The sequence below is a fragment of the Pedobacter sp. GW821-FHT01D05 genome (assembly GCF_059422505.1).
The window spans coordinates 325,300-335,448 of sequence record NZ_JBWKXA010000001.1; the positions used below are offsets into that span (position 1 = coordinate 325,300).

Sequence of the window (10,149 nt, forward strand, 5' to 3'; positions counted from 1 at the left end):
AAATATAGTTTTTTGTTTATGTTATTCAATTGATAAGCACTCTGCATTTAGAAATTGCAGGCTGCTGGCATATCTATGGTTAAATTATAAGCCGTTTGATCTATTTTTTGATTTACCTTATAGGTTTCACCGCCAAAAACGATCTGGAAATCATAGCTTGCATTTTGTGCCAACAAATTTGTACTAATATTTCCTTTATCCATATAGCCCAGGTATTGAAAGGCTGCATTGCTGCCTGCAGCGCGAAAGTAAACATAAACGCTTGGCCTGATCTCTACATCCGTTCGGTTTGGGCATCGGCCGGTAAATGTTAAAGAAACATTATTATAAACCGGAGGTGGTGGCGTAACTACTGGCGGCGCAGTCGAGCCTGTTCGGGTTAATTGGATGTTAACCACCTGTTGTTTCTTTTCCGCAGTGAAGGTGATCTGTCTGGATTCTTTGTTATATCCTGGAGCATTAATTTCAGCAATAATGCTAATCGGCTGATCTGCTGCGGGAGCAATACTCGGGTGCAGGCCTATCGTAACCATGCCGGCACTTAACTGGATATTCTTTTTACCTGAAAGTTCATAAATATTGCTGGCGGCATTACCGGATATGGTGATGGTTGAATTTGCAGGAGCAGGGTTCCCATCTTGCCCATCAGTAACATTTATCATTGCTGTGTACTTTATTACATCAGTATCGATTACAATTTTTATATTTTCAGTAGGCTTTTTGCAGGCAGAAAAGATACACATTATCAGTACCATACACATTGTATTTATTCTAAACATGATCTTAAATTTTTACAGTTTAAAATTAAAATTGATTTGAACAGTTGGGAGCCAGCGATAATCTTTTATGTTGTTTTGTAGTTGGGAGGTTTGAGATGAATTGCCTTCCAATAAACCTGTACCTACTATTTTTGCCTGTGGCTTGCTGAGGTAATGAGTGCCTACATCTACATTAATGTTAAATTTTTTGCGGGGGAAGGTGTGCGCAAAAGCTACGCCGAGGTAGGGTGCAAGGCCTTCCCAATCAACTGAAAGGTCTACATAACCGATTTGGTCTTCTGTGAGTACCAAGTCGCCATATTTATAATCATCAGATGGAATTACCCTTAAGTTGCCTTTAGCTTTAAAAAAGTACGAAAAGCCGCCAACCATACGAAACCATGCAGCATTTTTAAACGGTACATAATCTGCAAAAGCATGAATGCTGTAAAAATCGGCTGCAACATTGGATGTGGAATTAAACCCTGAAATTTTGAATACATCATTTGCTTTAATTGGGATAAAGTTAAGGCCTCCTCTTACAGCAAGTTCTGGCAATACCCCATAAATAAATTCGGCGCCAATACCTTGTGTACCCACATTTAACTGAACCGATTTTTTATTCAAAAGACTAACAAAACTGCTGTCGTTTTGTGCTCTTAGCTGCTGGATAACCAGTGTAAGTGATAGAATTAGCGTGCATCGGAATAATTTCATATTGTGGGGATTAAGGTTTACAAATTATTAGTCCCGTTAATTTGATTACTATAGCTAAATATCTAACATCAAATGAGTTAAAAAGTTCGGATTATTTTAAGATGAACACTGTGAATAAGTCTGTGCAGGTATTGCCTATGCAGTAATCAGCAGGCAAAAAAACACTTCGGTTTAGATTTTTGCGGCCTAATTAATTGCTGAACCAGATTTGTTTGCTGCGTTACATATTTTAAACAGCGCTGTGTATTTTAAACACAAACAGTTATATTTAACTGAAACAAAAGTAAATATGGATTCGAATATTGTTACCCTCAGCGTGATCAATTACATTAACGATTATGATTATTACGATTCGCTCACAGATTTAAATTGCGATACAAACTCAAAATCTTTTACTAAACTGAGCGAAATCAGGGAAAGAAATAAACGTCATATTTCAGAACTTTTCCCGAACGTTAAATTTCGTGACAGTAAAAACCAGCTACTTGCAGTAGGTAGTTTTAAGCATGCGGTTAAAGCGAAGATCGAAACATTATCGAAGAAAGAAATAGAAGATTATCTCGAAACATTTAAAAAAGATGCTAAAAAAATAGCCAGGCTTTATAGAAAGATCAGGAAATAACTGCGAACATTCGCTGATACTCATGGGATAAACCTGTTTTGGTATTGAACAGGTTATTTTATATTAACATTAGCGCTGTATTTTTGGTTATCTATAGGGTTAATATAAGTTTTCAATTTTTTATGTCATGACAGCAGCAATCGAATCAATCGGCAAGGATCATTTTCAAGGTGTATGCCCATGTGGAAAGGGTGATAAATCGGATCTGGAGAGAATTCCACGGACATTTATGATGAAAACCCTGTTGTTCTGGTTACCTATGAAACGTTATAGGTGTTACCGCTGCATGCGTAACCGCTGGGTACTTGGAAGGAAATCACATCAGATCAGCCATTAAAATCTATTCGTGTAACATCAGTATTGCTTCTACCGGTTTTTAAGTATTCCAATAAGTTAATCAGTTGCTGGGTTAAATCGTGTTACCAGTTCAATGGTGATTGCCAATAGTAAGAATTATAATAAAAGAAAAAGGGAATACCCGCTGCAATTGCCTGGTTTTCCCCATTTTCTATACAATAAATATAAATCCTATTGAAAATATTGTGAAAGATCTGTTAATTTTCCGCCAGACACATAGATAGACCTTGTAGGGGAAGTAACTGTTGTCTTGGCATCGGTAATTAAAAATAATTTAGATGTTCCTGCCTGAAAATTAAATCCATCGCTGGCAAAGGCTGAAGTAATTCTACCTTCGTTGGGTTTAAGTGTAAATCCACTTGGTACCAGGGGACTGGTAGGGTTGTAAGGAGCGTTATTGGTCTCTTTTTCAAGGATATCGAAACTATATATATAATCAGACCCTGGTAAAGGAGGCAATTCTATCGAATTAAAAGAACCATTTTTCGGGAGCGTAAACCGGAGTTCGGGCATTACCTTGGTTCCAACTGTAGTGTTCGATGCGGTTTTAAGCCTGGTGTAAAAAATAAGATCGACATCTACATTTTTGAACTGATTTGGAAATGAGGTTTCAAATTTAGCGCTCACCATCATATTGGTAGGATTCTTCGGAGGATCGAGTTTTACGTTATCCACTATTTTAGTGCCATCAAATAAGTAACCGATATTCTGCTTTGGGATGGTAGATTCGATTGTTTTGGCAAGCAGAATGGCTGTTTCTCCTTTCTTACGGATCTGGATTTCCCTTGTGGTGCCTTTGTCGATCAGTATAGACAGCAATTTATTTACTTTTCCGGTTTCTGAAGAAATTATGTTTCCATCTAATAAGAATTCGAGTTCGCCAGATAAGGCATAGCCCTTAATCTCTAATGAAATGGCATTGTTGTATATTTTGGTCCCATCATAAAAAATACTGATGTTCTGATCAAATGGAGTGGCCGTAATCGTTCTGGTGAGTAATATTTCAGAAGCACCCTTTTTTCTGACCTTTAATACGTTATCCTGATCTTTTACGCTAAGCAGGGTTTTTAAACTAATACCACCTGCTGGAGGAGTAGCTATAATACTGTCTCTATACAGGTATTCCAGTTCAACATTGGTTGCTCCGGAAATGTTTAGCTGAATAACTTTAGCTGGTTCCGGTTGAAGAAGTTCTGCTTTGCGACAAGATAAACTTAAGACTACAATAGCAGAAAGAAAAAAAAAGGTAAAAATTTTTAGTTTCATATAAAGGGTAATTACATTTAAAAACAGCTGTCTGTTTTTATAAAAAAGGGGCTGTACCCTTTGGGGTACGGCCACCTTTTTTAAGAGAGAAAAAATTAGAATACAAGTTTTGACCACGTAGCTGCCCAACTTGGTAGCGTAACAGTAGCTGGAGAACCTGGTGTGTTGTACCATGGTTGGCTAACACCAAAAGCGCTTGCGTTAGTTGCATTAACAACCAATGAGTTACCGCCGCCATCAACGTAAGTGCCAGATGCTGTAGTGATTGAGTTAACGAAACCGTGAACTGAAGTAGTGCTAATGGTTGAAACACCTGCCGGGGCATCTGCATCGAAAGCTATACCTGTGTTGTAACCAGATACAATTACATCAATTAATTCAACCTCCGAACCTCTGCGCTCGCGGATACCATTACGGTAACCTAAACCTGCGATACCACTGGTGTTTTCAGTTCCGAAGATGCTAACATTGATCAAAGTTGGGTGTGTTTTAGGTGTTAAGCTAAAGGTTGCATCTTCAGCAGGGGCATTGTTGTCAGATTCGATACCGTTAGAATCGCTGTTGCCTCCGCTTGTGCTGTGTGTAGCATTTTTATCGGCAATGGCTACTGCATCAGTTAATGTTCCGGTAAAACCGTTGTCAAAATCGAACTGATCATCATCAGATGCTAAAGCAATTAAATTGCTAGGGCTAACTGTTCCGCCGAAAAATTCGAATCCATCATCTAAACCATAAGAAACCTGTACGTGATCGATAGTAGTACCACTACCCACACCACCTAAAGTTAAACCATTAACCTCTACGTTTGGTGCCAACTGGAAACCAGCATACTCAATACGCACATATTGGAAAGTACCACGGTTATCTTCGTTATTTGAACCTCCATAGTAGAATTTATCCTCGTTGGCTAAACCTTCGATTAATTTACCGCTCGGATTTAAAACATTGATTTTTGCATTACCTAAAATAATTACACCACCAAAATCGCCAGGTGTACCAGTTGTGCTGGCATCACCATCTAATAAACGACGGCTGGTAAATACAATTGGATTTTCTGCTGTACCTACTGCACTGATGTTACCATCTTTTGAAACAACCAATACACCATTTTGTACACCTGGCGTATTTGCCGATGCTTTAATATAAGTGCCAGCCTGGATGGTTAAGGTTGCGCCATTTCTAACCGTTACCACACCACTTAATTCATACACATTTCCTGCAGTCCAGGTAACAGAGCTGGTAATGTCTCCACTAACTGGCACTACTGGCAATGATGACTGTGAATAATCTGCTGCCGAAGTGCTGCGGTTACCAAATGAATCAGAACCACCTTCATTTTTTTTACAAGCTGTAAAAGAAACAGCCACAATTGATAAAAGACCGATTAATTTTTTGAAATTTTTCATTTTCGTTTTTTGTTTTTCATAGGATCTTATAGGTATGATCCATGTTTTTAGGTTGATTTTTTGCAGTATTTAGATGCGAGACCAGTTAATCCATTATTTTTTAAGGAAATAAAAGCCTATTTGTATCTAAATTGAATGTTTTTTTTATCTTAGTATTTCTTATCGATAGCTAAGCAAAACTGTTAGCACCCTTGGTTTTTAACAGTAAGGTTTTTAAAATATTTTGGGTTTATCCTGATTTGCCGTTCCACTAGAAATGATCGGTTTAAACGGAGGGTTCTGGTACAACCTTTCGTTTTTTTTATGGCTATACAGGAAAGTATCTTCCTCCTTTCTTTTTAAATAGTGTAAAGTTATTGCTGTTGTTTTTCATGGTCGTTTAAAAATTGTAGGTGAGGGAAGTGCTGTAGGTGCGGCCAAACTTTTGCCTGTACATAATCATATCGCCCTCATCATATTTATCGCTAAAGCCTGGTTTAAGTTGTATATCGAGGTCGCCGTCGCCCACCTTATAGTCGGTTTTTCTTTCATAACTGGCACTGTTTATATAAAATGTTGATGCTTTGTTGAGCAGGTTTGCTGCGTTAACTTTAAGCTCCAATCGTTTTTTTAAAAACTTATAGCTCAATTGCGCATCTATTTGCGCGCGGGCCTGCTCGTATTCTATCTGGTTGAAACTCGAACTCACGATATAGGTTTTATATCCTGATTTGTTGTAGGCGATATTAAAACCTAAAGCATCACCGGTGTATTGCAAGCCAAAATTAACCAGGTACGGTGCCTGTCCATACATAGGCCTTTTCTGATTAAGTGGAAGTAAAATATCAGGAAGATTAGGGCCATTAGGATTTTTTATTTGGTAGGTGCCGGTTACGTTTGATTTTTGAAGCGTCAAATTGCCATATAACGTGATGTTGGTTAATATTTGATGATTGGCAATAAATCCCAGGTTTTTTCTTAATTCAAACTCTAAACCATATACTTTAGCATTGTCTGCATTTCTAAGAAAGTAATATATATTTCCATTACTACTGTCAAAATTGAGTTCGGTAGGTTTATCAAATTTTTTAAAAAAAGCCCCTGCCGATATCACCTCGCCCAAGCCCGGAAACCATTCTGCCTTAAAATCGTAATTGTTGATTCTGGTGCTCGCCAAGCCCCTGTTGCTAAACTGCGCACCCAGATTAGGATCGTACCTGAAAAACTGGCTGTTATCCATCAGTTCGGGCCTGATTACAGTTGCGGATGTGGCTACCCTCAAATTAATTTGGTTAGTTGGGCTATAGGTAAGGTTTGCGGAAGGTAACCATTGCCATTTTTTTTCTGCAGGTAATTTAAATTCGGTGCCACCACCTTTAACATTAGTTTCGTTTCTTACTTCTGTGTACTTAAAGTACTCGGCCCTTAAGCCCCATACTAATCGAACTTTTTCCGTCAACCGGTCATCAAGCATTACATAACCTGCGTGCGTATTACTATAACCTTCGTAACCATCATTTTTTAATGTCCAAGGGTTTATAGCATAAGTATAGCTGTTGATATTAAAATTTGCAGGGTTTACCATTTCGCTTATAGGGATATATCTTAAGCTGTCGGCTATGTTTGGGTTATTAACCAAACTTGCAATTTGCCAGCCGAAACCCGCTTTTTTATTGATGCCGAAATAGCCGGTCTTTACCGTATTCCGTGTGCCTGAAAGTTTAAATGGGGTAGATGCATCTAAACTCCACGAATAGTGCCGTTCGCTGTTGCTGTAATCGTGGCGTGAGGTTGGAAGTATATTTCCCTCTATTAATTGTGAGGTAATATAATAGTACAGGTATTCTTTGCCAATAAGTTTAGGCATACTGGTAGCTATGCCCATGTCTTTTTCTTTTCTTTCAATGGCTGTTCGTGCCGCATTCCATTCTAGCTTTACTTTACCCAGCTGGTGCTGGCCGCTTAATTTATTTTGTAAAAGATCGGTAAATGTAGGGTCGTCTATTTCCTGTATGCGGTTTGGTGGAAAGCCTGTTCCTACCAAGGTAGATCCATCATTATTATCATAACCAATAGTTCTTACCAGTTCATTATTATATAAATGGGTATAAGTGTTGCGCAGGCTTAAGCGGTTTTGCCCCAGTTGTAAACCAATGTTGAATAATGCGCCTAACGTGGTGTTGAACAGGTATTTATTTCCGTTATTATTATACCTGTACTCCCAGTCGCCCCGGCGTACATTATCAATCTGGTTAATGTTTTGTGTATTTCTGTAAGTAAGCGAGCCTGTGAAACCCAGTTTATTCTGTTTGGCCGTATCAAGCCCTAGTAAGCGGCCAATGGTAAACTGATAATTTTGGGAAGGAGCCGTTTTATATTTATAAATGGTAAAATTATCATTCGTAAATTTTTTACTTTGGTCTTCAACCATTTTGTTGTAAGCGGCATCAGTTAAATTAATGTTAGGCTCTACACCACGATTTGTGTGCTGCAAACCCTCAGGAAAATCCCTTCTGCCATCATCAAAACCAAAATAATCATATTTACCACGTTTACGGCTTAAAAAATCTTTGCCTGTACTTTGATCGTTATATGAAGTACCTGCTGTAAAGCTCATAAAATTTTCGGCAGGGATATCTTTGGTGTTAATCTGGATCAGCCCGCCACCAAAACTGGCATTCATATCAGGCGTGGCGGTTTTACTCACCACAACATTATCAACCAAGCTGGAGGGGATAAGATCAAATGAGAAATTACGCGTTTGTGCCTCGGCACTTGGAAGCAAAACGCCATCCAGCTGGGCCGAATTGTATCGTTCGCCAATACCCCTTACAATAACAAACTTATTGTCTACGGTATTTACCCCACTAATGCGTTTCAAACTTTCACCGATATTTTTATCTGGTGTTCTGGCAATTTGATCGGCACTAATTCCGTTGCTAATTTCAGATGCATTTTTCTGGCGGGCCAGTAATCCTTCAACCGAAGCTTTTTTATAGCTGGCGGTTACAGTCACATCCTGTAGGCCTTTAGCATCGGGTTTTAACGAAACGTTTAATGGTGTATTTTTATCAGCCTTTACATTTACCTCGCTAACGCGCTGGGTAACAAAAGAAATATAACTAATCTCTACCGTGTAAGTGCCTGGTTCAATGCTTAAAGTATAACTTCCATCGCTGGCGGTTTGCGTGGCTTTACCGGTTTGGACAACCTTAATGGAGGCGCCAGGAAGGGTTTCACCTTTTTCATCAAGTATTTTTCCTGATATGCGCCCAGGTTTTACCGGATCAGGAAGTTTGTAAAGCAATATGGTATTGGTATCGGCAAATCTGTAGGCTACCCTGGTTCCTGAAAGTATTTTTTTGAGGATCAGCTCAAGTGGCATGTCTTTCACTTCGAGGCTTATCTTGTTATTCTGGCTAAAAATCGATCTATTGTAATTGATCGACAGGCCTGCTTTTTCTTCTAAAAGACTAAGGGCATCAGAGATGCTCATTTCAGCTATCTTAATGCTTACGCCACTTTCTCCTGGTGTTTGCTCAAAGTTTCTTGCTATTGCCTGATTAAACAAAAGGGTGCACAGCATCAGCATAAATGCGGCCGGTCTGTAATTGAAATTGATAATATATTCTTTTATATATTCATAAAATCCTATTTTCATAGGTTCAAGATGTTTTTTAATTCTCACGGGTTAAAAACTTTTGTTTAGGAGCTGGATTGTTCGAGCAATCCGGCTCCTTGTTTGTGTTAAGCGGTTTAATTTATTTTTCATAGGTATAAATCCGGTAATGTTGCGCCTGTATACTGCGCCATTAAGTATAAGCTAACCTATCATTGGCAGCCCTCCCCCCATACGGTAATTTTTTTAGTACCTGCATCTATTTTGTATTTCAGGTGTTTCCCACTCATCACATGCAGCTCTTCCATTACATTGGTGATGCTTTTGTTCGAAAAAGTGGCGTTAAACCTGCATTGACTAAGTTTATTGCGCTTTAGCTCAATGTGTACATTGTAATATCTTTCCAATGATTTGAGCATATTTGACAGCGTTACATCTTTAAAAGCGAAGCTGTTTTTGATCCAGGCATTTACTTCTGTTACCCGTTCAGTGCGTACCGTATAATTATGCTCCTTTAAATGATACAATATTTTCATGCCAGGAGTAAGTAGCGAAAGTTCTTTTAATTTACCCTGGCTGTTCTCCGAAACTTTTACTTTACCAGTTCGCACGGCAACACTAAAGGTTCCATCTTTCGGGTAAGCATAGATATTAAACGAGGTTCCCAAAACCTGTGTCTGCATTTGCCCGCTGTGTACAATAAAAGGACTGGTGGTATCGCGTTTTACTTCAAAAAAAGCTTCTCCATCGAGCTGTATATTTCTTAAACTGCCTTTCACAAAGTGCGATGGCCAGGTAAGCTTACTTCCGGCACCAAGGTATACGATAGAACTATCAGGTAAAATCAACTTCACTTTTTCACCTTTTTGAGTGGTTTTACTTAAAAAAGCAATGGCCGTTTGTAAAGGTTGTTGTGTTTTCTTATAAGTATACCATCCAAGTGATGCAGAAATGATGACCACAATTGCAGCGGCATATTTTAATAGCGGGAAGAGTGATCTGCTTTTTGGCTGGCGTTCTTCAACTTTATCCCATATCTGGGCTAGTCCCTGAACAGCGGTTAATGAGTAATCGGTTTCACTTGTTTGTTTTGTCCAGGCCCTTTCCATTACGCCATGAAATTCACTATCGGCGTTCGCTGGGTCGGCCAGGTACGCCATCAGGATTTTTTCTTGCTCCGGATCGGTTTTACCTGCCAAGTATTGTTCAAATAATATTTTAATGTTTTCTTTCACTTTAATGTTTGTAAGCTTTTATGCTGCGCACTACTGTATATATGCACGAAACCCTGGATACAGCTATAGAGAATGAAATTTTTTTAAGAAATAGTGGAGGAGGGAAAATGGAATTAATAACCAATGATCAATTTGCAGTAACTAATTCTTGATTCGTCACCCTGAATTTATTTCAGGGTCTTACTTGCAA

General features: G+C 38.7%; 7 protein-coding genes. 1 reads left to right on the plus strand and 6 read right to left on the minus strand.

Annotated elements, in window-relative coordinates; all coding sequences use genetic code 11:
- Nucleotides 1-47 precede the first annotated feature (47 nt).
- On the minus strand, nt 48-779 hold the full coding sequence (locus tag AC07VK_RS01250) for a hypothetical protein (protein WP_492957769.1): 732 nt from the start codon (nt 777-779) through the stop codon (nt 48-50).
- A 12-nt stretch (nt 780-791) separates the two neighbouring features.
- Complete coding sequence (locus AC07VK_RS01255) at nt 792-1,475, minus strand: hypothetical protein (protein ID WP_492957771.1); 684 nt, start codon at nt 1,473-1,475, stop codon at nt 792-794.
- A 289-nt stretch (nt 1,476-1,764) separates the two neighbouring features.
- Between AC07VK_RS01255 and AC07VK_RS01260 the strand changes: the two genes are divergently transcribed.
- Nucleotides 1,765-2,097 (plus strand): hypothetical protein, encoded by a 333-nt coding sequence (locus AC07VK_RS01260; RefSeq protein WP_492957773.1) that lies wholly within the window; start codon nt 1,765-1,767, stop codon nt 2,095-2,097.
- A 528-nt stretch (nt 2,098-2,625) separates the two neighbouring features.
- On the opposite strand, the gene AC07VK_RS01265 is transcribed toward AC07VK_RS01260, so the two are convergent.
- The 4 genes from AC07VK_RS01265 to AC07VK_RS01280 all read right to left on the minus strand — a co-directional run bounded on the left by AC07VK_RS01265 (nt 2,626) and on the right by AC07VK_RS01280 (nt 9,959).
- Nucleotides 2,626-3,720, minus strand: a complete 1,095-nt coding sequence (locus tag AC07VK_RS01265; protein ID WP_492957775.1) for a hypothetical protein — start codon at nt 3,718-3,720, stop codon at nt 2,626-2,628.
- Nucleotides 3,721-3,815: 95 nt separating this feature from the next.
- A complete protein-coding gene (locus AC07VK_RS01270; protein WP_492957777.1) occupies nt 3,816-5,126 on the minus strand; it encodes a beta-helix domain-containing protein in 1,311 nt (436 codons plus the stop codon).
- A 379-nt stretch (nt 5,127-5,505) separates the two neighbouring features.
- The gene (locus tag AC07VK_RS01275) at nt 5,506-8,766 is read right to left on the minus strand and encodes a TonB-dependent receptor (protein WP_492957779.1); all 3,261 of its coding nucleotides are present in this window, start codon (nt 8,764-8,766) and stop codon (nt 5,506-5,508) included.
- Between the two features lie 170 nt (nt 8,767-8,936).
- Nucleotides 8,937-9,959: a FecR family protein gene (locus AC07VK_RS01280; protein WP_492957781.1), complete on the minus strand. Its 1,023-nt coding sequence runs from the start codon at nt 9,957-9,959 to the stop codon at nt 8,937-8,939.
- Nucleotides 9,960-10,149 lie beyond the last annotated feature (190 nt).

What these genes read in the sequence shown, in the direction of transcription:
- AC07VK_RS01260 (WP_492957773.1), top strand. Translation starts at nt 1,765, where the DNA reads ATGGATTCGAATATTGTTACCCTCAGCGTGATCAATTACATTAACGAT.
- AC07VK_RS01265 (WP_492957775.1), bottom strand. Translation starts at nt 3,720, where the DNA reads ATGAAACTAAAAATTTTTACCTTTTTTTTTCTTTCTGCTATTGTAGTC.
- AC07VK_RS01250 (WP_492957769.1), bottom strand. Translation starts at nt 779, where the DNA reads ATGTTTAGAATAAATACAATGTGTATGGTACTGATAATGTGTATCTTT.
- AC07VK_RS01255 (WP_492957771.1), bottom strand. Translation starts at nt 1,475, where the DNA reads ATGAAATTATTCCGATGCACGCTAATTCTATCACTTACACTGGTTATC.
- AC07VK_RS01275 (WP_492957779.1), bottom strand. Translation starts at nt 8,766, where the DNA reads ATGAAAATAGGATTTTATGAATATATAAAAGAATATATTATCAATTTC.
- AC07VK_RS01270 (WP_492957777.1), bottom strand. Translation starts at nt 5,126, where the DNA reads ATGAAAAATTTCAAAAAATTAATCGGTCTTTTATCAATTGTGGCTGTT.